Source organism: Idiomarina sp. D18 (genome assembly GCF_057748155.1).
Window position 1 is genome coordinate 2,521,784 of sequence record NZ_CM173240.1, and the last position, 21,889, is coordinate 2,543,672.

22 protein-coding genes are annotated in these 21,889 nt (G+C 46.8%); 5 read left to right on the plus strand and 17 right to left on the minus strand.

All coding sequences use genetic code 11. The annotated features are described in order from the left end of the window. The first annotated feature begins 15 nt into the window (after window positions 1-15). Window positions 16-567, plus strand: coding sequence for a DUF1415 domain-containing protein (locus AC3AP5_RS12100; protein ID WP_487326791.1), 552 nt, complete (start codon window positions 16-18; stop codon window positions 565-567). Here the strand turns inward: AC3AP5_RS12100 and AC3AP5_RS12105 are convergent. Then, window positions 564-1,592 (minus strand): phospholipase A, encoded by a 1,029-nt coding sequence (locus AC3AP5_RS12105; RefSeq protein WP_287830458.1) that lies wholly within the window; start codon window positions 1,590-1,592, stop codon window positions 564-566. The genes AC3AP5_RS12100 and AC3AP5_RS12105 overlap by 4 nt on opposite strands. Window positions 1,593-1,740: 148 nt before the next feature. On the opposite strand from AC3AP5_RS12105, the gene AC3AP5_RS12110 reads away from it, so the two are divergent. Continuing rightward, window positions 1,741-2,385 (plus strand): SDR family oxidoreductase, encoded by a 645-nt coding sequence (locus AC3AP5_RS12110; protein ID WP_272978332.1) that lies wholly within the window; start codon window positions 1,741-1,743, stop codon window positions 2,383-2,385. A 39-nt stretch (window positions 2,386-2,424) separates the two neighbouring features. Here AC3AP5_RS12110 and AC3AP5_RS12115 read toward each other — a convergent pair whose 3' ends face one another. Then, window positions 2,425-2,889 (minus strand): hypothetical protein, encoded by a 465-nt coding sequence (locus AC3AP5_RS12115; RefSeq protein WP_287830456.1) that lies wholly within the window; start codon window positions 2,887-2,889, stop codon window positions 2,425-2,427. A 188-nt stretch (window positions 2,890-3,077) separates the two neighbouring features. Here AC3AP5_RS12115 and AC3AP5_RS12120 point away from each other — a divergent pair, with 188 nt between their 5' ends. Further along, complete coding sequence (locus AC3AP5_RS12120) at window positions 3,078-4,283, plus strand: IS256 family transposase (RefSeq protein ID WP_487326572.1); 1,206 nt, start codon at window positions 3,078-3,080, stop codon at window positions 4,281-4,283. 16 nt (window positions 4,284-4,299) lie between these two features. Here the strand turns inward: AC3AP5_RS12120 and AC3AP5_RS12125 are convergent, their stop codons facing one another. The 13 genes from AC3AP5_RS12125 to AC3AP5_RS12185 form a co-directional block, all read right to left on the minus strand. Beyond that, on the minus strand, window positions 4,300-4,770 hold the full coding sequence (locus AC3AP5_RS12125; RefSeq protein WP_487326792.1) for a hypothetical protein: 471 nt from the start codon (window positions 4,768-4,770) through the stop codon (window positions 4,300-4,302). A 72-nt stretch (window positions 4,771-4,842) separates the two neighbouring features. After that, window positions 4,843-6,039 carry a BaiN/RdsA family NAD(P)/FAD-dependent oxidoreductase gene (locus tag AC3AP5_RS12130; RefSeq protein WP_487326793.1) on the minus strand — a complete coding sequence of 399 codons (1,197 nt, stop codon included), beginning with the start codon at window positions 6,037-6,039 and terminating at the stop codon, window positions 4,843-4,845. After that, window positions 6,039-6,527, minus strand: coding sequence for a peroxiredoxin (locus AC3AP5_RS12135; RefSeq protein ID WP_272978366.1), 489 nt, complete (start codon window positions 6,525-6,527; stop codon window positions 6,039-6,041). The genes AC3AP5_RS12130 and AC3AP5_RS12135 overlap by 1 nt, the downstream gene beginning before the upstream one ends. Beyond that, on the minus strand, window positions 6,524-7,201 hold the full coding sequence (locus AC3AP5_RS12140; protein WP_006954606.1) for a class I SAM-dependent methyltransferase: 678 nt from the start codon (window positions 7,199-7,201) through the stop codon (window positions 6,524-6,526). The genes AC3AP5_RS12135 and AC3AP5_RS12140 overlap by 4 nt, the downstream gene beginning before the upstream one ends. Further along, window positions 7,198-7,653, minus strand: a complete 456-nt coding sequence (locus tag AC3AP5_RS12145) for a GNAT family N-acetyltransferase (protein ID WP_006954605.1) — start codon at window positions 7,651-7,653, stop codon at window positions 7,198-7,200. The genes AC3AP5_RS12140 and AC3AP5_RS12145 overlap by 4 nt, the downstream gene beginning before the upstream one ends. Next, entirely contained in the window at window positions 7,650-8,519 is an 870-nt protein-coding gene (locus tag AC3AP5_RS12150) for a Dam family site-specific DNA-(adenine-N6)-methyltransferase (RefSeq protein WP_286682419.1), read from the minus strand. Before AC3AP5_RS12150 ends, AC3AP5_RS12145 begins: the two co-directional genes overlap by 4 nt. Before the next feature lie 57 nt (window positions 8,520-8,576). Continuing rightward, a complete protein-coding gene (locus AC3AP5_RS12155; protein ID WP_487326794.1) occupies window positions 8,577-10,064 on the minus strand; it encodes an AAA family ATPase in 1,488 nt (495 codons plus the stop codon). Window positions 10,065-10,088: 24 nt separating this feature from the next. Further along, window positions 10,089-11,159, minus strand: a complete 1,071-nt coding sequence (aroB, locus tag AC3AP5_RS12160) for a 3-dehydroquinate synthase (RefSeq protein WP_006954602.1) — start codon at window positions 11,157-11,159, stop codon at window positions 10,089-10,091. A gap of 20 nt (window positions 11,160-11,179) precedes the next feature. Then, window positions 11,180-11,710, minus strand: coding sequence for a shikimate kinase AroK (gene aroK / locus AC3AP5_RS12165; RefSeq protein WP_272978369.1), 531 nt, complete (start codon window positions 11,708-11,710; stop codon window positions 11,180-11,182). 119 nt (window positions 11,711-11,829) lie between these two features. Further along, on the minus strand, window positions 11,830-13,026 hold the full coding sequence (gene pilQ / locus AC3AP5_RS12170; protein ID WP_488301211.1) for a type IV pilus secretin PilQ: 1,197 nt from the start codon (window positions 13,024-13,026) through the stop codon (window positions 11,830-11,832). Between the two features lie 44 nt (window positions 13,027-13,070). After that, window positions 13,071-13,835, minus strand: a complete 765-nt coding sequence (locus AC3AP5_RS12175; RefSeq protein ID WP_487326796.1) for a hypothetical protein — start codon at window positions 13,833-13,835, stop codon at window positions 13,071-13,073. 11 nt (window positions 13,836-13,846) lie between these two features. Next, complete coding sequence (locus tag AC3AP5_RS12180) at window positions 13,847-14,329, minus strand: hypothetical protein (protein ID WP_487326797.1); 483 nt, start codon at window positions 14,327-14,329, stop codon at window positions 13,847-13,849. Beyond that, a complete protein-coding gene (locus tag AC3AP5_RS12185; RefSeq protein ID WP_487326798.1) occupies window positions 14,317-15,018 on the minus strand; it encodes a hypothetical protein in 702 nt (233 codons plus the stop codon). Before AC3AP5_RS12185 ends, AC3AP5_RS12180 begins: the two co-directional genes overlap by 13 nt. Before the next feature lie 141 nt (window positions 15,019-15,159). Here AC3AP5_RS12185 and AC3AP5_RS12190 point away from each other — a divergent pair, with 141 nt between their 5' ends. Next, window positions 15,160-17,619, plus strand: coding sequence for a penicillin-binding protein 1A (locus tag AC3AP5_RS12190; RefSeq protein WP_487326799.1), 2,460 nt, complete (start codon window positions 15,160-15,162; stop codon window positions 17,617-17,619). On the opposite strand, the gene metL is transcribed toward AC3AP5_RS12190, so the two are convergent. Next, on the minus strand, window positions 17,616-20,054 hold the full coding sequence (metL, locus tag AC3AP5_RS12195; protein WP_487326800.1) for a bifunctional aspartate kinase/homoserine dehydrogenase II: 2,439 nt from the start codon (window positions 20,052-20,054) through the stop codon (window positions 17,616-17,618). The two genes, AC3AP5_RS12190 and metL, sit on opposite strands and share 4 nt — an antisense overlap. A 174-nt stretch (window positions 20,055-20,228) precedes the next feature. Between metL and metJ the strand changes: the two genes are divergently transcribed. Beyond that, a complete protein-coding gene (metJ, locus tag AC3AP5_RS12200; RefSeq protein ID WP_006954594.1) occupies window positions 20,229-20,555 on the plus strand; it encodes a met regulon transcriptional regulator MetJ in 327 nt (108 codons plus the stop codon). Here metJ and AC3AP5_RS12205 read toward each other — a convergent pair. Beyond that, window positions 20,552-21,796 carry a malic enzyme-like NAD(P)-binding protein gene (locus AC3AP5_RS12205; RefSeq protein ID WP_272978373.1) on the minus strand — a complete coding sequence of 415 codons (1,245 nt, stop codon included), beginning with the start codon at window positions 21,794-21,796 and terminating at the stop codon, window positions 20,552-20,554. The genes metJ and AC3AP5_RS12205 overlap by 4 nt on opposite strands. Between the last annotated feature and the right edge of the window lie 93 nt (window positions 21,797-21,889).

Below are 21,889 nucleotides of genomic sequence, written 5' to 3' on the forward strand. Positions count from 1 at the left end.
TTAGGATGATTAACGATGAGCCAGCAAACCATTATTGACCAAACCCAACGCTGGGTACAAGAGGTTGTGGTTAAGTTCAACTTTTGCCCATTTGCTCGACCGGAGGTCGATGCTAAGCGTATCCGGTACTGCGTTGTAGCTGAGCAAGACCGACAGTCTCAGCTCGAAGCGCTGAATCATGAGTTGTTAAACTTGCAACAGAACGAAGCTATTGCGACTACACTTCTTATTGTTCCTAGAGGCGTGGAGGGGTTTTACGATTTCTTGGATTTGGTAGACCAAGCCAATGAACTCATAGTGATGCAAGGCTTTGATGGCGAATTTCAACTGGCACACTTTCATCCCGACTACTGTTTTGCGGATGCCAAGCAAAGTGACCCAGAGAACTATACCAATCGCTCTCCTTATCCGGTACTGCACCTACTTCGAGAGGCTATGATGGAAGAGGCATTGGAACAATTCGAGCACCCCGAGAAGATTCCCGAGCGTAATATAGAATATTGCCGCCGCCGAGGTGCTGAGTATTTTGCTCAACAGCTGGCGACGATTACGGCCGGTAAGCGTTAGAGAACATTATTGAGCGCGATACCCACACCAAAACGTGTTTGTTTGTGGTTGTAGTCAATTAAGCTCTCGCCGTACCCAGTAAACAAACTGGTATAGCCAATGAATTTGCCCCAAAGTGGGAAAGTGAAGTTGAATTCTGCTGAGCCTCGACCTGTTTCGATGGCATGTCGCAAGTTTAATGTATATTCAAAGTCATCGATATTAGCAGCGATGGTGAATTCATAGTCGCCAACGTAGTCGGTAATATCAGGGTTGTCGTCGCCTGAAGACTGCATCGGATCGGACTTTTCATCCTCTTGGAAGCGAATCCATGGTTTTAGGCTGAACACAAAGGGCCCCTTTTCTGCGACTAACTGCACGTAAGCACGGTTCCAGCTGCGCGAAAGTTCTTGGCTACGCCCGTTTGACAAGTGCTCAACACCAACAGCTAAGCCCGTATTAGTACCAAATGGATGCCAGCCTGTCGGTGTTGTATAAAATACCTCAGGTTGGTAATTGGTCTCTCTAAACGGCTTTGAGATATTACTCGCGTATACTTGCCACCAAGACTGCATTGTAAAGCCGAAGAAAAGCTTGTCGCCTTCAACGAGCAAGCTCTCTTTATTGACAGGCACTTTAAAGCTTAGCTGAAGCTTTGCTTCGTACTCTTCAAGATTGTCCTCATAGCCTTGGAAGTTCTGGTACGGCGCCGTGTTAATGTCGGTTGTTCCCCAAACGGGTAAGATGTAATTACGGCGGTGAGGCGTGAGTACGTACGGGTCAAACTCGGTTACTTTTTCGCTTTGTAAGCGTTTGGTCAATGCGCCAGGATCTTCGACTTTATCAATCTTAACCACGTCTTCTGACTCTTCTTGACGTAGCTTCTCCATGCATTGCTGACGCACTTCTGCAATCGTTAACGAGGCCTTTTCCTTATTCATTGCATCAAGGAGGCATTCTTGCATTGCTGATAACTCCTGCGCTTTAAGTGAAGGCATAGCAACAAAGAATAAGCAGAATACAGGGAGTAAGGTACGACGCGGCATGATAAAAAATTCCATATAATTGAATGTAATAAATCATGACTAATACGTATCTAAATGTCTACTCAGATCCCTCTAGTTCATGAACTCTTAACGATAATTTTTCGTAAGTGAAATATATATAGACAATTTATTAAAATCTGGAGGCGTTATGAAAGTTGCCGTGATTGGTGCAAATGGGAAAATAGGCACGCATGTGGTCGAGCAGTTGCAACATGCAAAGACCCATCCAGTCGTTGCTATGGTGCGCAAGCAAGCACAAGTGGATGGTTGGAAAGATCAGGGTGTCGACGCGCGTTTGTTGGATCTTGAAGGTCCTGTAAACGACATTGAGAAAGCGTTTGAAGATATCGATGCGGTGATTTTTACAGCGGGCTCTGGTGGCGCGACAGGCGATGATAAAACGCTCATGGTTGATTTAGACGGAGCCGTTAAAACGATGGAAGCAGCGCATGCGGTGGCTGCGGATCGTTTTATCTTGGTCAGTGCGTTGCAGGCACATAACCGCGAGCATTGGAACGAAGATTTACTGCCCTACTATGTCGCAAAACATTACGCCGATAAAGAGTTAATGCGTAGCGAGCTTGACTGGACTATTGTGCGTCCTGGTGGCTTAACAGACGAGCCAGGTACAGAGAAGGTGGAACTTGCCGAGAACTTAGGGCGTGGCACCATTGCAAGAGAAGATGTGGCTCGTATTCTAATCCGTTGTCTTGATGCAGATAATACGATTGGCAAGCACTTCGATGCGCTGACAGGCGATCAAGGTGTAGAGGCCGCTGTTAAGGCGATCTAGACCAATTGCATGGCGTGCGTCCGGCTAAGGCGCACGCTGCTATGGTTTCTTGGATTCTTCCGCCGGCACGTATATCGCCACACCTTCGGCGGTTTTATCGGTTAAACCAAACATACGTCCAAGTTGGACACTCAAGCCTAAATTACCCGAATAACTGCCCAACCCGGTACCAACATAGACGGAGCTATCGCGTTTTTCGCCCGTCGCTTGTAACAGAACACCATTGGCGCCTAACTTTGCCGCTTGTTCCTTAAGTCGTTGGACAACAGCATCCATTTGGGCTTGATCACCGAAGCTCCAACTACCGTCACTTGAAACAGATAAGAGCGCGACCGTTTCATATTGCGTGGGTTCTTTTAGGTAGAGTTTGACAGCGTCGACGTTGATTGCAGGACGTGCCTCGCCAACCATAACGGTAGAGGGTTTCGAGGAACAAGCCACCAACCCTAACAGTATAACAGTTGTTGTCAGCAAGGCCGAAATTCGAGAAAAAGTGTTACGCATAATACACTCCAAACAAGTCCCTATTGATTGAGTATACGTAATTTATCGGCTTTTAGTGCGTCCTTTACATGAAAATGATAAAGAGTCGTGACTTCTATAGCATCAGGATTTATCAATGCCCACTTTCGGAGAGTGTAAAAATATCTGTGTAAATGGCATTCTTAGCAATATCGAAGAAGGATATCAGAATGCCAATATCAGACAAACTCATCGATCAGCTGCTTGATGGCTGTGACTCACCCGACGACATTTTAGGTGAAGCTGGGCTGCTCAAGCAGCTTACCAAAAAAGTCGCTGAACGCGCTTTAGAAGCCGAGATGCAAGCCCATTTAGGCTACGCCCCAAATGATGCGGCCGGCAATAACAGCGGTAACTCCCGCAACGGTAAAACCAAGAAGGCTGTTCGTAGCACCAACGGTGACGTCGAGCTGGATATTCCCCGTGATCGCAACGGTAGCTTTGAGCCTAAACTGGTTCGCAAAGGTGAACGCCAGCTTAACGGATTCGATGAGCGCATCGTCGCGCTCTATGCCAGAGGCATGACTACCCGGGATATCCAGGCTTACCTTGAAGAAGCCTACGGTGTTGAAGTATCTCCCACATTCATATCTCAGGTTACAAACGAGGTGATGGACGAAGTAAAGGCCTGGCAACATCGACCACTGGCAAAGCTTTACCCGGTCGTTTACCTTGATTGCCTGGTGGTTCGCAGCCGTGACTCTGGCGTTGTTCAAAATAAGTCAGTCTACCTGGCGCTTGGTATTAACACCGACGGTGAAAAAGAGCTCCTTGGCCTGTGGATGGCGCAAACCGAAGGCGCTAAATTCTGGTTATCTGTGATGAACGAGCTTAAAAATCGCGGCGTCGATGATATCTTTATCGCCTGCTGCGATGGCTTGAAGGGCTTCCCCGAAGCCATTGAAGCGGTTTACCCGAAGACTCAGGTACAGCTGTGCATCGTGCATCAAATTCGCCACTCTATGCGTTACGTAAACTGGAAGCAACGCAAGATCATCGCAGCTGACTTAAAGCTAATTTATGGTGCTGCCACCCGCGCTGCAGCAGAGCAGGCGCTGGAAGAGTTCGCTGAAAAGTGGGATGAAGAGCATCCGACCATAAGCCGCTCATGGCGGGCAAACTGGGAACGCTTAAGCGTATTCTTCGAATACCCGGCGGAGATACGTAAGGCTATCTACACCACTAACGCCATCGAATCGCTGAACGCGTCATTGCGTAAAATTACCAAGACTCGCCGGTCGTTCCCGAATGATGAGGCCATCATGAAGGTATTGTACTTAGCCTTGCATCAGGCATCGAAAAAGTGGACGATGCCCATACGCAACTGGAAACCGGCCATGGCGCAATTCGAGATCATGTATCAGGATCGGATTTAACAGTGCAAACAGCCATTTACACAAAATTTTTTACAGTCTCCACTTTCGAGTTTTTGTTTTGTTCGATCATTTCAGGGAGTTTGAGTACCTCTCTCGGAAATCCAAAAGCGTCTATTAAAAAATTTGAGCCATTAGTTTCAATAAATATTTCTTTATTCATGAAGTTGTGAATCAGATGTGACTTCGTTATTTCTTTCATCGCCACCCGCGTTGTACCCTCAGAGGTTCTGTAAATTAGTTGGTTATCATCTATCTTAATGTAATCGTTTCTGTTTTCTTTAATTTTTCTAAGTGAGTGAAAAACAAAATATATATACGCCGGAAGAGTTAATATAGATAAGACACTTCCGTATTCAATATCTTTATCTAATACAATTATACCGTGGAAAGAAAAAGCATTTGTAAAAAGTACGAGGACACCAACAAAAAACAAAATCCAAATTATATTTGCTACATTAAACGAAAACGTTTTTTCATTACTAGACATAATTTTTTACCTTTAAGACAACTTAAAGAGTCTTCTACTTCTCTGTAAAAAGGCGTTTAAATGAGTTTACTCTCACTTGATTTTAACCAACCCTTCCGCACACGCATAGGCGCTTGACCATGCCCATTGGAAGTTGTAGCCACCGAGCCAACCGGTGACATCCAGCACTTCGCCAATGAAAAATAGTCCAGGCTGTAGTTTACTTTGCATAGTTTGGGAGCTGACTTCATCGACATTAACACCGCCGAGGGTGACCTCGGCGGTGCGATAGCCTTCGGTGCCATTGGGCTTGATTTGCCATTGGTTAAGTTGCTCAGCGATTGCTTTAAACGTCTTTTTGCTGATATCGGCAAGGCGTTGACTCAACGGCCATTGATGATACGCACCGAGTTGAGTAACGACGCGTTTCGCGAACAGCTGCTGTAATACGGTATTCAGCTGAGCCTTTGGTTGTTTAGTTTGGTTCTCTTGTAGCCATTCAAACGCATCGGTACTGGGCAGGCAGTCAACGGTAATCGCCTCACCAGGTTGCCAATAAGAGGACACCTGCAGCATCGCCGGACCCGATAAGCCGCGGTGAGTAAACAACATCGCCTCACTAAAGTGACCATCATTGGCGCTGGCGGCTACGTTCATTGAAACGCCCGCTAGCTCAGCAAAAGCGTCCTTTTCGGTTGGATGCAAAGTGAAAGGCACTAAGCCCGCACGCACCGGTATGATCGAATGACCGAATTGCTCTGCAATTTGGTAGCCCAACGGTGTCGCCCCTAGCTTGGGCATTGAGAGTCCACCACAGGCGACGACTAGTTGATGACCGCTCAGTTGACCCTGCGACGTATTAATACGATAAGTGTCATGCTCGTATTCGACATCCAGCACTTCGGTTCTCAGTTGTACTTTGGCACCGTAGCGAGCGCACTCGTCGAGTAACATGCGAACGATGTCCTTTGCTGATTCATCACAGAATAACTGTCCCAAAGTCTTTTCATGATACGGGATTTGGTATTCTGAGACTAAACCAATAAAGTCCCACTGGGTGTAACGACTAAGCGCCGATTTACAAAAGTGAGGGTTACTGGAAAGGTAGTTTTCGGGACTGGCATACATGTTAGTGAAGTTACATCGACCGCCCCCCGAAATGAGGATCTTTTTACCAGCCTGTTTGGCATGGTCTACCACGATAACCTTGTGGCCGTTTCGCGCGGCATGAGCTGCACAGTGTAAACCGGCAGCTCCCGCACCAATAATCACTACATCAAATAACGCCATTACTGCTCAGATTTCAATACATTAAGCACGTATTTTGCTGCACTCACTTCGAATTGCTTCTCATCTTCCACGAATAGATGTTCCACGATGCCATCAACGATAATCATGGCGTAACGTTTTGAGCGAATGCCACCAAACGCGCCAGTGTCATTAGCGAGCCCTAGGGTTTGGCTATATTCACCGTTACCATCTGACAATAACCGAACCTCATCTCCGATCCCTAGGTGGTCACCCCAAGCTTTCATTACAAATGCATCATTGACTGAAACGCAATTAATACTCTGCACCCCTTGTTCAGCCAGCTCGTTTGCGAGTGACACATAGCCTGGCAAGTGTTTCTCCGAACAGGTCGGAGTAAAAGCCCCCGGGACAGCGAACAGGATGTGTGTGCCTTTTGCAAATAGCTCTTGCGGGTCGTAATGTTGAATGCCGAGTTCGCCTTTTGAAGTGAGTGACCCAGAAGGTAATAAATCGTTTTCTTTAATCATAGCTGTTCGAATCCTTGCTTTATATAAACATCAAATCGATGCTTTTTACTCTTGATTTGCGTGTTCGGTTCTCTTTGCCCTAAAAAGTCGGCATGATCGGGTCGTTTTACGACCACACGAAATTTAGCCGCATCTAGCGCTGGAGCAATTAGGTCGTTCGCATCTTCATCGCCGCCGACCAACTGCTGAAACATCTGCATGTCTTTTTTTACTTGAGCGCGCTGTTTACCCGACTTTGGATACATGGGATCGAGGTATACCACATCGTATTGTTCTGAAGAAACCTGTTTAACGTGCTCGACCTCAAGTAGTTGCATACGGCGGCAGCAGTCCGCGATTTTATCGGTGCCATTACGACCACGTTCAAGCGCATCCTGGAGTAGAATACGAACCATCGGGTGACGCTCAATTAAATCAACCGATGATCCGAACGCAGCAACCATGAGTGCGTCGCGCGCTAAACCGGCCGTTGCGTCGAGTACGGATGGTTTGCGTTTGCCAGTAATACCGAGAGCCTTTATCAGTGATTCTGATTTCAAGCTCGAGTTCACCGCGCGGTACCCTGACTTTCCCGCCCGGAAGTCAAGATGAAGCGGTTTGATCCCTTTAGGCCCTGCTGTCCAAACTAATTGCACGCCGTCTGCGGTTTGTTGTAGTTCGAATTCAGAGCTCATTGATTTTTAGCAGAGCGTTGCATATCGACGTGTGGAATATTATCTTCAAGATAGTCCTCGCTAACGGCCTCAAAACCAAACGACTGATAAAACGCCCGTAAGTATGTCTGAGCTTGGACTTGAATAGGCGCGTTCGGTGCTCGCGAATCAAGATATTGAATTGCCCGTTGCATGAGCTCTCGTCCTAAGCCCAACTGTCGCGCGTCTGCGGTCGTGAGAACGCGACCGACTTTTGATATTGGATTTATGTCAGACGCTTTAAAAATGCGCGCGTAAGCAAGCATTTTGCCTTGATTGTTGCGAGCAAAAAGATGCTCGGCATCAAAGTCAGTTCCGTCAGCATCTAAATATGGACAGTTTTGCTCTACAACAAAAACGTCTTGGCGAATGCGCAGAATTTCATATAGCTGATGGGTGTTTAATTCTTCAAAAGTTCTTAAAAACCAGTTCATGTCCCTACTTTTTTAATGTCACGTTTAATCGGAATCACATTTTGCTGATGTTCATGGGAGAACAATGCCAATAATTCGGCGACGGGTTTTCGTGCATCACCCTTTTGGCTAATATTGCGAGCTACTTTAAGACTACTAATTTTTGCTCGCTCGTACAATGCGCGTGTAAGCGGCGTATCATGATTACTAATTAGTACAGGAATATGACGTTTGCAAGCGGCCCGTATGGCATGCCGAGCGAGTTCACTTTGCTCATCTAAACTAAAGCCACCCGTCGCATAACTTGTGAAATTGCTTGCTTGTACAAGTGGTGCATAAGGAGGATCGCAGTAGATAACATCGCCTTTTCGGGCTCTCCTGAACACTTGTTCAAAAGAGCTGCAGACGAATTTAGCACGCTTTGCCTTTTCTGCAAAAACTTCGATTTCCGCCTCTGGAAAATAGGGCTTACGATAATCGCCAAATGGGACATTAAAAATACCGCGACTATTGTAACGACAAAGGCCGTTGTAACCATGCCGGTTGAGATATAAAAAGAGTAGTGAACGGTAGTAAGGATCATTGCTTTCGTTAAACGACTTACGGAGCGCGTAGTATGCGTCTGATTGATTATTACGTGCGGTAAAAAGTCTACGCGCATCGGCAATAAACGTCTTAGGACGGCGCTTTACAAATTGATACAAGGTGATGAGATCGGGGTTGATATCGTTCAGCAAATAGCGATCATAATCAGTATTTAGGAACACTGATCCTGCACCCACAAAAGGTTCAATTAACTTACGCCCCTCGGGCAAACAAGCTTTTATGGGCTCGACAAGGCCGTACTTGCCTCCTGCCCATTTTAAAAATGCCCGATTTCGTTTCATTAGCCGGCCTTTAGTGGATTGAACGGCTAGTGTACCCGAAAGCTAAAGATATGAAAATTACTCTCCACCGACGGAAACTTGTTCTCGTTGGACTGCCGCAAATGACTTAGGCCAAGGACCGCCGGCTTTTAATGCCTCGGGGAGTGATTCTGCATAAGCGCGTGCCGCCGCGATAGTGTCATAGCTGCCAATAATGACGACATAGCTGTTGTCCTTTTGACGTTGATATACGCGTGCGGTTTGTTCAAGATCGTGACGCTTGATAAATTCGGTCAGTGTGGGCTTATTGCTGGCGATAGTTATTTGTACTGCGTAATTTGTTGCAGGCTGCTGACGAATCCACTGGCTATCGGTTAATTGATTGGGTTCACTGCCAGAGGCCGTGTCGGAGTCCGCAACTGCAACAGGGACGCGCTTATCGTTAAATAATGCTATCTCGACCTCGCGTGGGTCGGCGTCCGCGGCCGCGACACGATTAAGTGAATGCAGTGCAGCACGATAGGAGGCAGCTAGCTCAGCCGGAACAAAATCAAACTGATTGACCTCAATAGGTTCAAATTCTACCGTCGCGTTGGCTGCATTGATATCGGTGTAAGCCTCAGGTTTTGCTTGTTCATTGGTTTTAGCTTCAGCTTCAGTAATTGATGACTCTTCCGAACTGGTTGGCCCAAATGCAGTCATAATAGCTTCATGTTTTAGTGCTGCAAGACCCAATAAAGCGAGTATGGTACTGGCTAATAAAATCTTAAAGAGTGGCGTGCTCGATTTCGCTTTTACAGATTCAAGGTTGCTTTCGGCGTGTTCTAAAGAGGCTGAGAAGGTTTCTTCTTCTTGCGTTTCTGGCTCCACATAACGTTGAGCTTGCGTCATGAGTTTGAGCTGCAGGCGCTGCTGAATTTCACCTGGATAACCATTGATGGTGGCTAAAAACTGTTGGACTTTATCGAGACTCCACAGCGGGCGCTGACGTTCGGGTAAAAGTGCTTGAACAAAGCGCATCTGCTCCTCTTTGCCGAGCGGCGGTACTTCCACTAATTCGGGACGTTTAACACGTAATTGTGGGGGCGGGGTTTGTTGAAACACCCAACGCGATTCTGCCGAAATGATAATGCTAACACGTTGCCCTAATGCACATAGTTGATTGACAGTATTAACGCATTCAGCCAAAAAACTGTCAGGCATCAGTTCGCCATTGTCGATAACAATAACGGCATGATTTAAGGGGCGTTGACGCTGTATTTCGCGGCTTAACGTATCGTCATTTAAACTAATGGTACCAAATAATTGGTTGAGAATTTGTGCTCGTAATCGCTCGACCGATGACCGCTCAGAGACTTGCACCCATGCACACTCTGCATAATTAGAGGCTTGCTCAATAAATAGCTCACTAATGGTCGATTTCCCGCTACCCTGTGGACCGTGAAGTAAGACCAGCGTGTCACTGTGTTGACAGTGCTCATGCAACCGATCAATAACGGCCTGCTGAGAGGGTTTTGATTTTACAGGTGCTGCGACAATATGTGTTGAGTAGGCGTGAGCCGGCATAATTTGCTTCCTATGTGATGCGTGTTAGCAACATTCAGTCAGCACAGCGGCAATTTCCTCATCAGTTGTTGCGTTCGTTACTTCCGCTCGGCCAATGCCGACGGGTAATACGAAGTTAATCCGATTGTCTTTGACTTTCTTATCGCGTTGCATGTAACTCAACCAGTTTGCCAAAGGCATATGTGGCGCTTTTATCGGCAACTTCAATGCTGACAAAAGATTCAGAACGCGACGGAAATCTGACGAGGACATCCGCTGTGTTTTCTCTGAAAGCTTTGATGCAATAATAGTGCCAGCTGCCACCGCCTCACCATGAGTCCATGTGCCGTATTCAGTCGCTGCTTCAATCGCATGACCGAATGTGTGACCTAAATTTAACCATGCACGAATGCCTGATTCGCGTTCATCTTGAGCAACAATTTCGGCTTTTATTTGGCAGCTCTTCTGAATAGCATACTGAAGCGTTTGCTCGTCTCGTTGCGACAGTTTGTCGGTATGTTTCTCTAGCCAGCAAAAAAATTCAGCGTCATAAATGATGCCGTATTTAACAATCTCGGCTAAGCCACTGCGATAGTCACGTTCGTTCAGCGTCATTAAACAGTTGAGATCAATGACGACGGCTTTGGGTTGATAGAAGGCGCCGATAAGATTTTTGCCTTGTGGATGATTGATCGCGGTTTTTCCGCCAACTGAAGAGTCAACTTGTGCAAGCAAAGTCGTTGGAATCTGATAGAAATCAACTCCGCGATGATAGGTTGCGGCGACAAAACCTGCTAGATCACCGACTACACCACCGCCGAGAGCAATAATTGCACAATCCCGACTAAACCCTTCTTCAATCAGTCTATTCGTAACAGATTCGAATGATTTGAGACTTTTGTACTGTTCGCCATCTTCCATATTAAACAGGACAACACGGTGACCTGAAAGCGACTCTCTTAGTTGTGAGAAATAGAGTTCTGATACGGTAGGGTTGCTGACCACAAGTATACTCTGCTTTAAATCAGGCAATAGGCTGGTTAAGCATTGTAAGTTATTTGAGGCGACATGAATAAGGTAGCTGCGTTCGCCCAATTCGACATGTATATTGGCCATAACACAGCTCCCTAGAGAGATTAACCTAGACCGTTAACCCCGAGTTTATCAATGATTTCATTGACCACGACTTTGGCGCTTTGTTCGTCAGTGCGTACAACAATGTCCGCTATTTCTTCATATAGCGGATTGCGTACTTCTGCTAAATCCTCGAGCACCTTCCGTGGATCGTCTGCCTCAGCAATGAGAGGACGACGCTTATCACGTTGTGTGCGCGCTAATTGTTTATCGATAGTCGTTTCGAGGTAAACCACAACGCCACGAGCGGAGAGACGGTTACGGCTCTCTTTGCTCATTACCGAGCCTCCACCTGTCGCCAAAACGATCCCCATATGCTCAGTCAACTCTTCGATAACTTTTTCTTCACGCGCACGAAAGCCTTCTTCACCTTCCAGCTCAAAAACCCAGCTGATGTCAGCGCCGGTGCGTCGTTCAATTTCTGTATCTGAATCGTAGAAATCTAAATGAAGTTGTCTGGCAATTTGACGACCAATCGTACTTTTGCCGGCGCCCATTGGGCCGACAAGAAAAATATTACGTTTCTCAGCCATATTCCTGCTTACATCACTGTTAAATTAGCTGTAAATCACGAATCCGGAGTGTCTGGAGACGTCCCCCAACTCAACGAAAAGAAGCGGGATTATCTCAATTAGATTGCATTTTAGCAAATTTATTCCGATTCACTTAACAGCGTGGGTGTAACGAAAATAACCAGTTCACGTTTTTCTGATTGTTCACGCTGATTTTTAAAAAGATTACCGACAAACGGCAACGACGACAATATGGGGACGCCTGTATCGTCCTTCAACTCATATTGCTGAAAAATTCCACCTAAAACTATAGTTTCTCCACTTTTTACCAAAACGCGTGTGGCCATTTCTTGAGTATCAATGGCCACAGCAGGTCCTGTCGGTGTTGATACCGTATCGCCACGCGTATTCTGTGTAATAGTTAAATCTAGCATGACATAGTCGTTAGACGTAATTTGTGGTGTCACGCGTAAACCCATGACTGCCTTTTTAAATTTGACCGCAGTCGCCCCCGATGCGGCACTCTCTACGTAGGGGATCTCAGTTCCTTGCTCTATATAAGCAGGCTGTTGATTAGAGGTAAATATTTTTGGGCGCGCGATAATTTCAGCCTCGTTATCTTGCTCCATCGCGGACAACTCCAAATCCAATAGTAGGCCTTCCGAGAGTTTACCGACGTTTGCTTTCAAGCGTCCTGCGGCTGGCACGGCCGGCAACTCAACTCGCATACCGTCTATTACATCTGCAATGACTTGATCGTCGTTGCGTGGGGTCAGATCGCCCCAGCGCACTCCGAACTGTTCAATGGCGTTACTTTTCATGGTCACCATTCGCGCTTCGATCATTACTTGTTTAACAGGTATATCAAGTTGTGTGATGAGTTGCTTTATCCCGCTGACGTTGTGTGGTGTTTCTTTTAGAATAAGAGTGTTGGTTCGAGCATCGATAGATACCGCCCCCTGATCTGAGAGCAAGCGCTGCTCGCTTTGTGACAATAATGCCGCTATATCTTCGGCTTTGGCATGATTGAGCGGAATTAAAAGTGGCAATGTGACAGATGTATTTGCCTGTTCGTCAGTTGGAGAAGGTTGAGATCGTGTCACCCGAATGAGGTTATCCGTCATCCGTAGCGTTAAACCATAGCTGTCGGCAAGCTCACGCATTAATTTGAGTGCATCAATATGACTGACGGATAAGCTGACCGTCTCGTCAATTGCCTTATCAGCGATCAGGTTTAAGTCGACTTTATCAGCAATAATTTCGAAGGCGGTCACTAAATCGACATTTTTTAGGCTCAACGTGATTTTAGGCAATTCATCTGCCACAGCGCTGGTCACATTGAGTTGCCATAACATGTAAAAAAACAACACGCTCGCAGGTGTCAGAAAGCGATTGCATTTGTGTGTTTGACCTTGTTTTGAAGTGTTGTAACAACGCACGGAAATGACTCCAATTGTTTGAAGGTGACGGACTCGCGAGAAATCGCCGTAATCATCGTGGTTGGTGAGCTAAAGTAGTCGCCAACCTTGGCCGTTAGCCATTGCTTATCACTACCTTGAAAGTAAGCTGAGAAGTTGCCTTCAGTGGCGAGGGTGGCAAGAAGTTGGTAATCGTGCCAGTCACCGAGTAATTTGCCCGGAGGCGATAAGTCACATGGCTTTTGGCCTCGCGGCGCGATAGAGAGTGCAAGCATGGGTAGGCCATTTTCAACAAAGCTAAGTATCAGCTCATTCTTATCATCTGTGTGCCGAGTCATAATGAGACTGTCTAGTACAAATGGATGCTTATCTTGGCTTGGCCATGAGGTAGATACATCAGCCCACCACTCAATTAATTGTTTCGACTGACCGCGTAACTTAATCCGCAGTTTTACATCCGATGCTATGGGGATCTGCTGGGTTAGCGAATAACGTTGAGCTGCCGCTAAGGCGAGGGTCAGCCAACGCGCTATTGGGCGTCGCTCTACTGACTGTTGATGAGCGGCGAAGGTGAGTTTACTTTTCTCTGTCTGTTGCCAAAGTATCTGAGTTTCATGGCGAGTCTCCCGTTGGTTAGATTCGAAATACCATGAAGCTAAGATAAAGCTTGCTGGTGCAGGTACCAATGTTAAACATAGCGCTAAATAGAAACCTAATGTACTTTTCATCGGCACTTCTACTATGGTTTATAAACATCGAGTTGTGCATGGTTATGAGCTTTTAATTGCAGTTGTACGCTCTGCGTTCCATCGTGCCGCAAACGCTCACTCAATTGTGTCAGCTCAGCGGGGCTATGGTATGTACCACTTAATGATAGTTGGGAAGATGTCCAATGAGCGCGGTCGATGTTTAACCCCGTCAAATTACTCAACTCTAAAGTTAATAGCTGGCTAACTTGGTTGACTTGTTGTTGGATAGCGAATGAATCTTGCTGGTAACGTGTTGCCGCCGATAACTGATTTTGTTGGGCTGTTTGCCATTGAGTCACGCGTGAATGGACTACATCTAAGTTGTGAAGGATAAACTGACTGTATAAGGGTTCCACCACTGCGGTGACATTAAGTAGGCTAAATAGGCTTAAAAGAACAACGGCGATAAGACGTTGTTGCTGATTTCTGTGCCTGTTAGCCGTGCGCCAGTCACTGAGGTTTAACCACGCCATGGGAAAAAGCCTCTCAGAGCGGCACCGATTAAAGCGGGTGACGCCTCGCCTGCAAATGACTGTGTCGCTGAGCATAGGTTCTGCCAAAGTCCCGAGAAATTAAATAATCGTGCTTTTAAAATGTCATCCTCTTCGGTACTTAGGTAACTCATCACCACTGAATCAAGCTCTTCGATGTTGATGGCCTCAAGGAGTGAAATTGAGTGTAAAGACACTAGAACACCTCGTGTCACTCGTAGCACAATATACAGATGTTGTTCGCGAAAAATGATGGTCCACTGTGTTGCCGGTTTTGCGAGTCTCGCGTAGGCGGGCAGGCGCGGAAGGAAGTAGTTAGTACAGCGTACCCATGCCTGAGGTGCAGGCTCCAATACACGGGGTTTCAGTGGTAGCTTTTCGGTCAGTCGCTCGATAGCGTCCTCATGACCATTGATTTGTTGGCGACCGAGCATCGGGATGATGTGACTGTCTTGATAGAGGTTGCTTGGCTGTGAGCTGATTTCTGTCTGCAAGTATACAAACTGACACGGGATTAATAGGCTTAAACGGGACTTATAGTATCGCCAATTCATTTGATCAATTGCGTCAGTTAGGTAATGTTTGGTCGCGAGTTGTCCCTTTTTTATTTCTAGCGTCATTAGCCTTATGTCATTGTTTTCAATCATTGCAGCGGATAAATAAGGCTTCATTTATTTACACCATCTTGGGTTATAAAATTTTGTCTTGGGTTGAGGGTTGCAAGCGTAGTGTTTAGTTTGAAAATCAGCCATAATAGTTAGTTATACAAAGGTGTCAGATATTCAACAACGTCACAGAAGTGGGGTAGGTTTTTGAGGTTTTTAAAGCGATTCGCGTGGATAGTCGCCGCTTTGGGCGTATTGGGGATCTTGACCGTGGGAGGGCTCTATCTTTATGTTAAGCCCGAGCTCCCGAGTGTTGAAACGCTAAGGGATGTCAAGTTACAAACGCCAATGCAGGTATTCACCAAAGATGGGCAGATGATCTCGCAGTTTGGTGAAAAACGCCGAATTCCAGTTAAGCTTGAGGATGTCCCACAGACCATGGTTGATGCTTTTCTCGCAACTGAGGATAGCCGTTTCTACCAACACTTTGGCGTTGATCCTATCGGTGTCGTGAGAGCTTTTGGTGTCCTTGTTACGACGGGTGAAGTAAAAGAAGGTGCCAGCACCATCACCATGCAGTTGGCGCGAAACTTTTTCCTAAGTTTTGACCGAGCTTGGATGCGTAAGATAAAAGAAACATTTATTGCTTTGCATATCGAGCAGCTACTGACAAAAGACGAAATTCTAGAGCTTTACCTGAATAAAATCGCCTTTGGTCATCGCGCTTATGGCGTGGGTGCCGCTGCCCAAGTTTATTACGGTAAACCTTTAAATGAGTTGAGTTTAGCACAGATCGCAACTATCGCAGGGTTGCCCAAAGCGCCATCGAATTTAAACCCGATTAGTAATCCACAAGCTTCTAAAGCACGCCGTCGTGTAGTATTACTGCGGATGCTGGATGAGAAGAAAATCACCCAAGCACAATTTGATGATGCTGTGAACGCACCTGTAACCGCGCGTCGTCATGGTGCTGAAGTAACAGTGAACGCTCCTTACCTTGCTGAAATTGTGCGCCAAGATATGGTCGAGCGGTTTGGTGAAGAGGAAGCCTACAATGGCGGCTACAACGTTTATACCACTGTCCGTAGCGATGTCCAGCAAGCCGCTCAACAGGCTATTTGGAATAACCTACATGGTTATGATGAGCGTCATGGCTATCGGGGACCTGTCAGCGTACTTTGGAACGAAAAAGAGGGTAAACCGGCATTATCGCAGGCCGAGGTTATTGACTATTTAGCGCGTGTCGATCGCATTGGCGCTGTCGTTCCCGCAGTAGTTATGGGCGTTGATGAACAATCAGCGCAAATCCTAATCAAAGGTGATGAACAAGCAACGACCTTAAACTGGGATGCGATGAAATGGGCGCGTCCGTATCTTAATGAAGAGCGCCAAGGTGAGGCGCCTAAGTCTGCTACAGATATTATGCAGCCGGGACACGTTATCTATGTGCGTTCGGTGGGTGAGGAGCATCAACTCCGATTAGCACAAGTGCCGGAACCAAGTTCTGCGATTGTTTCCTTAAAGCCGCAAGATGGTGCCGTAGAGGCAGTAGTTGGAGGCTATAGCTTTAATCTCAGCCAATATAATCGCGCCTTGCAAGCAGCGCGACAAGTAGGCTCAAATATCAAGCCCCTGATTTACTCGGCAGCCTTCGAGCAAGGTTTCACCTTGGCTACCTTGGTGAATGACGCACCTATTAATCAGTGGAATCCGGGCGCGGGTATCGCCTGGCGTCCTAAAAACTCTCCGGACGTCTATGAAGGCCCTATTCGCCTTCGCAAGGCATTAGCTAAGTCAAAAAACGTGGTCTCTGTTCGCCTAATACGGGAACTTGGCGTTAAAACCGCCGCCGATCATATCGCGAAGTTTGGTATTCCACGCGATACGATTCCAGAAAATGAATCCATCTCGCTGGGCTCGTTATCTATGACACCGATGGAAGTTGCGCGTGCCTATGCGACTTTCGCTAATGGCGGCTTCTTGATCAACCCCTACATTATCGAGCGAATAGAAGACGGCGAAGGAGAGGTGGTCTACGAAGCACAGCCGAAGCTAGCTTGCGAAGACTGTGAGAATGCAGCGCCCCGTATAATTTCTGAGCAGAACGCTTTTTTGGTTGCCCAAGCGATGAATTCAGCGGTATGGGGTGGAGGCAGTTGGGCTCATAAAACAGGCTGGAATGGTACTTCATGGCGCATCCAACGTTCTAAACCTATCGTTAATGTCACGGGACGATCGATTACAGGTAAAACCGGTACCACCAATGATGTTAAAGACACCTGGTTCTCTGGCTTTACGACGGGGTTAGTGACCACCACATGGGTGGGCTTTGACGATGTATCACGCGAGTTGGGTCGGACTACGATGAACCCGTTGCTGAGTAGTAAAGAACAACCAATCTCAGGAGGTGAAGCGGGTGCGAAAACCGCATTGCCAGGGTGGATCTTATTCATGGAAAAAGCGGTCGGCAAATTTCCAGCCGATGACTTTACCATTCCACCCAACGTGGTGAGTGTGAGAATTGATATGGAAACGGGTAAGTTATCGCATCGAAACGACTACACGAGCCGCTTCGAGTATTTTATCAGTGGCACCGAGCCAACTGAATATGCTCAAGATGAGCGCGATAACAAAGATATCTTTAATAACGAAGACGGGTTGTTCTAACCCGTCACCGTTAGTTTTGCCAGTAATTGGTTGAGATCAGATTGTACGCCGCCGGCTGTGACGTGCTTACCTGCGCCTGGGCCGCTAATAACCAGTGGCATTTCTGAATACCAATCGGTGTATATCACAAAGATATTCTCGCCAGGGATCAGGTTGGCCAGCATATCGCCTGCTGGAATATATTCGACACCTATTTTCGCACTGACCCGCCCTTCTTCAGAGACCGAGAAGCTAGCGAGTAAGCGCGGCACATTACCGTCTTTGGCTGCTTCCTTAAGCATGGTATCCATTGGCTCGTCTAACTCGTGAGCTCGTTGTAAAAACTCACTGGCAGAGATATCGCGAAGACTTTCAGGCACCAAACTGCTCACGCTGATATCTTCCCAATCAAGTTTAAGACCAATTTCGCGAGCTAAGATTAATAGCTTACGTACCAGATCCTGACAGGATAAATCCTCACGTGGGTCGGGCTCTGAATAGCCGCGCTTTTTAGCTTCTAATACTAAATCACTGAATTTAACACCGTCTGTGAAGTTCTCGAATAGCCAAGACATGGTGCCCGAAAAAATCCCTGAAATACTGCGAATCTCGTCACCGGAACCACGCAGATCGTTGATGGCATAATTAAGCGGCAGGCCAGCACCGACCGTAGTGTTATATAGCCACTCGCGTTTATACTCATGTTGAATCGTGCGAATTTCGCGATACAGTGCCTCCTCGGCCGACCCTGCTCGTTTATTTGCGCTGATAATATGTAAACCATTAGCAAACAAGCTTGGGTACAGTTGAGCGACCGGCTTCGCGTCGGTTAAATCAATCATGACCAGTTCATCATAAGGGGCATTAGGTAATTCGCGTAGTAACTCGGTTAGCACGTAAGGACGTGATAAACGGTCAAACCCTGCTTGCCATTCACTCAATTCGACGCCGCTATAGTCAAGCCAGAGCTTCTTAGAGTTAGCGATACCGATAACACGTACATCCATCACCTGATTAATGCGGTCGCGTTGCTGGCGGAATAAGTCCAACCAAGCAGTACCAATGTTCCCGCGACCAATGACTAACACGCCTAAGCTACGGCGATAGTTAAATAACTGGCTATGAAGACGATTGAGTAAACGGTTATCGAGTTTTTGTTCTAATATTGCGACCGCAGAGCACCCATCTTCGCTGACCGCAAAGCGACGCACCTTCTGTTCGCCTAACTGTAGTTTGAAGGTATTGTATTGATCCGTCTCTTGAATGCGATTACCAACCAGTGCCACCATTGAATAGCCGTGGATTTGCGTGACCGCATTACCCGCATTGATGCGGTCGAGCCAGTGGCTGATGTAGTTCAAGTGGTTTTGGTGGAAAACCAAGTATTGCTGATGTTTTTCGGGTTCGGTCCAGCTTACCAATGGCGTTAAATCCAGCGCGTCAAGTTGTTTGACGAGCTCGCGGTCGTTGAGTTCGACCTTAAACAATACAACTTCGGACAAAGATGTGAATACTTTACCCTTAGGTTCTGTATGTTCGAAATTGCCAATACGGGTCTGCTGATTTTCAACTTTTAGGCTTGAGCGCACCGAAATGACCATACGATCGCGGTCAACAGGTTGGAATGTGCGAGGGTGTAGCACCGGGCTGCCTAATCGAGCCAGCTCTTCTGCTTCGCTCCAATCTAAGGTCGACAAACTGACGACACGTTCTATCTTACGCGGATCGGCTGAATAAACACCGGCGACGTCTTTCCAAATAGTGACTTGCTTTGAATTAAGTAAGCTACCAACCAAAGTCGCAGAATAGTCACTGCCGTTACGACCTAGTGTGAGGCTCTCACCGTTTAAACCGCGTGCAATAAAGCCTGTAACAATAAATCGTGTGCCGGGAAAAGGTGCTACGCGATTTAATAAATTATGGCGCGACTCTAACTCCTGAATAACGGGCTCAGGGGCGTCTTCAGCCTTTAGGAAGTCACGTGCATCAATATGGTCTGCTTTAGTACCTTGTTTCCTTAATAATGCCGCAAGGAGTCGAGCTGACCAAAGTTCACCGTAAGACAGCAGTTCTGCTTCGTGTTCGATAATTTCTTTACCCGCAACGAAGTCGCGGAAGCGTTGAAAATCCACAGTCGACTGCTCAAGGATAGGTGCCGCAAACTCGCTACCGAGAAGTTCGTGGATTAATCCTTGTTGGAACCGCTCCAGTTGGTCGAGTAAAATATCAGCCGTATCGCCAGACTCCTTTTGAGCTTTAATAATTGCTAAAATACGGTTAGTGGTATCACCCGCCGCCGAGACCACCACAACATCGCTTGCGCCTGCATATTCGGTTACAATGCGTGCCACGCGACGATAACAAAAAGCGTCAGCCAAACTACTGCCGCCAAACTTATGCACTTGAACGTTATCGGCTACCGTCCGAATCTGATCTAAGCTCGGCTCTGCGGTCATTGGCGATACCTCTCAAATAAATGAATTAACTGATGTAATGACTAAGGCTAAAACATCAAACGCCAAATGTCAGCAAATTTTAGCCATCTAGACGGATAAAATTTGACCTTCATCTGGGATTGAGTAAAATTCAATATAACTTATATGGTTTTTGACTAAGGCAGGACTCTCACGATGAAGTGGAATGGTGATTATATCTACCCCTATGCAGAGCACGGGCGTAAAAGCGAACAGGTAAAAAAGGTAACCGTATCAATACCGACTCGCGTGCTTAAAGTACTCACCGATGAGCGAACTCGCCGTCAAGTTAAGAACTTACGTCATGCTACGAACAGCGAACTACTCTGCGAAGCCTTTTTACACGCTTTTACGGGCCAACCGTTGCCGACGGATACCGATTTAGAAAAGACCAATCCAAATAAAATACCTAAGGCAGTACGCGAAGAATTAGAAGCACGAGGGCTTCCAATTCCTGCAGATGATGAACTCGATACGCCTTAATCTTGCATATAGTTTTCAGGTAGCGGGATTTTGGCAACACCAGAATCGACCGCTGCCTCTGCCACTGCCTTAGCTACGCGCTGACACAAGCGAGGGTCCATGGGTTTAGGAATGATGTAATCAGCGCCGAAAGTGAGTTCATCAATACCGGCTGCTTTTTTGACCTCATCAGGCACTTCCTCTTTTGCGAGCTGGCGGATGGCTTCAACCGCTGCAATTTTCATCTCATCGTTAATTGCGGTTGCACGCACATCTAAAGCGCCGCGAAACATGAACGGAAAGCACAACACATTGTTGACTTGGTTAGGGTAGTCAGAACGACCTGTGCCGATAATAATGTCGTCGCGAGTTTGCTGAGCTAATTCGGGCTTAATTTCTGGATCCGGGTTAGAGCAAGCGAACACGATCGGCTTATCAGCCATCAGTTTAAGCGTTTCTGGCGAGAGTAGGTCAGGTCCCGAAACACCGAGAAACAGGTCGGCCCCTTCAATGACTTCTTCGAGCGTCCGTTTGTCAGTGTTGTTTGCGAAGAGCGCTTTATATTCGTTGAGATCCTCGCGGCGAGTATGGATGACACCTTTGGAATCCAACATGTAAATATGTTCGCGTTGCGCACCACATTTGATAAGTAGCTCCATACAGGCGATGGCGGCGGCCCCCGCACCCATGCAAACAATATGGGCATCTTTAAGGGACTTACCTTGGATTTCAAGTGCATTCAACATGCCTGCAGCGGTCACAATAGCCGTGCCGTGTTGGTCATCATGAAACACAGGTACGTTACATTTTTCAATAAGCGCTTGCTCGATTTCGAAACACTCAGGCGCCTTGATATCCTCAAGATTAATACCACCAAATGTGTCGGCTATATTCGCCACTGTATTAATGAAATCTTGAGTAGTGCGATGGGAGACTTCAATATCGATGGAGTCTAATCCTGCAAACCGCTTAAATAACAGTGCTTTCCCTTCCATCACGGGCTTTGATGCCAGCGGCCCCAAGTTACCCAAACCAAGAATCGCGGTACCATTAGAAATAACAGCGACCATATTGCCTTTCGCCGTATATTTATAGGCATTGTCGGGATCTTCAGCTATGGCTCTCACTGGTTCCGCAACACCCGGACTGTAGGCAAGCGCTAAGTCTTTCGCAGAGTCAGCTGGCTTGGTGAGTTCAACTGAAATCTTACCTGGTGTGGGGTATTGGTGATAATCCAACGCTTTTTGGCGGAAATCTGACATTTAGGCAACCTGAAAAAATGAATAAAGGATGATGTATTAGGATAAAGGCAATTAGGAAAATAACAAATCTTACCTGCTTATGTGGACTCACTC

Excerpts from the sequence above, each read along its gene's own strand:
- AC3AP5_RS12100 (WP_487326791.1), top strand. The coding sequence starts at position 16 with ATGAGCCAGCAAACCATTATTGACCAAACCCAACGCTGGGTACAAGAG.
- AC3AP5_RS12105 (WP_287830458.1), bottom strand. The coding sequence starts at position 1,592 with ATGCCGCGTCGTACCTTACTCCCTGTATTCTGCTTATTCTTTGTTGCT.
- AC3AP5_RS12110 (WP_272978332.1), top strand. The coding sequence starts at position 1,741 with ATGAAAGTTGCCGTGATTGGTGCAAATGGGAAAATAGGCACGCATGTG.
- AC3AP5_RS12115 (WP_287830456.1), bottom strand. The coding sequence starts at position 2,889 with ATGCGTAACACTTTTTCTCGAATTTCGGCCTTGCTGACAACAACTGTT.
- AC3AP5_RS12120 (WP_487326572.1), top strand. The coding sequence starts at position 3,078 with ATGCCAATATCAGACAAACTCATCGATCAGCTGCTTGATGGCTGTGAC.
- AC3AP5_RS12125 (WP_487326792.1), bottom strand. The coding sequence starts at position 4,770 with ATGTCTAGTAATGAAAAAACGTTTTCGTTTAATGTAGCAAATATAATT.
- AC3AP5_RS12130 (WP_487326793.1), bottom strand. The coding sequence starts at position 6,039 with ATGGCGTTATTTGATGTAGTGATTATTGGTGCGGGAGCTGCCGGTTTA.
- AC3AP5_RS12135 (WP_272978366.1), bottom strand. The coding sequence starts at position 6,527 with ATGATTAAAGAAAACGATTTATTACCTTCTGGGTCACTCACTTCAAAA.
- AC3AP5_RS12140 (WP_006954606.1), bottom strand. The coding sequence starts at position 7,201 with ATGAGCTCTGAATTCGAACTACAACAAACCGCAGACGGCGTGCAATTA.
- AC3AP5_RS12145 (WP_006954605.1), bottom strand. The coding sequence starts at position 7,653 with ATGAACTGGTTTTTAAGAACTTTTGAAGAATTAAACACCCATCAGCTA.
- AC3AP5_RS12150 (WP_286682419.1), bottom strand. The coding sequence starts at position 8,519 with ATGAAACGAAATCGGGCATTTTTAAAATGGGCAGGAGGCAAGTACGGC.
- AC3AP5_RS12155 (WP_487326794.1), bottom strand. The coding sequence starts at position 10,064 with ATGCCGGCTCACGCCTACTCAACACATATTGTCGCAGCACCTGTAAAA.
- aroB (WP_006954602.1), bottom strand. The coding sequence starts at position 11,159 with ATGGCCAATATACATGTCGAATTGGGCGAACGCAGCTACCTTATTCAT.
- aroK (WP_272978369.1), bottom strand. The coding sequence starts at position 11,710 with ATGGCTGAGAAACGTAATATTTTTCTTGTCGGCCCAATGGGCGCCGGC.
- AC3AP5_RS12175 (WP_487326796.1), bottom strand. The coding sequence starts at position 13,835 with ATGAAAAGTACATTAGGTTTCTATTTAGCGCTATGTTTAACATTGGTA.
- AC3AP5_RS12180 (WP_487326797.1), bottom strand. The coding sequence starts at position 14,329 with ATGGCGTGGTTAAACCTCAGTGACTGGCGCACGGCTAACAGGCACAGA.
- AC3AP5_RS12185 (WP_487326798.1), bottom strand. The coding sequence starts at position 15,018 with ATGAAGCCTTATTTATCCGCTGCAATGATTGAAAACAATGACATAAGG.
- metL (WP_487326800.1), bottom strand. The coding sequence starts at position 20,054 with ATGACCGCAGAGCCGAGCTTAGATCAGATTCGGACGGTAGCCGATAAC.
- metJ (WP_006954594.1), top strand. The coding sequence starts at position 20,229 with ATGAAGTGGAATGGTGATTATATCTACCCCTATGCAGAGCACGGGCGT.
- AC3AP5_RS12205 (WP_272978373.1), bottom strand. The coding sequence starts at position 21,796 with ATGTCAGATTTCCGCCAAAAAGCGTTGGATTATCACCAATACCCCACA.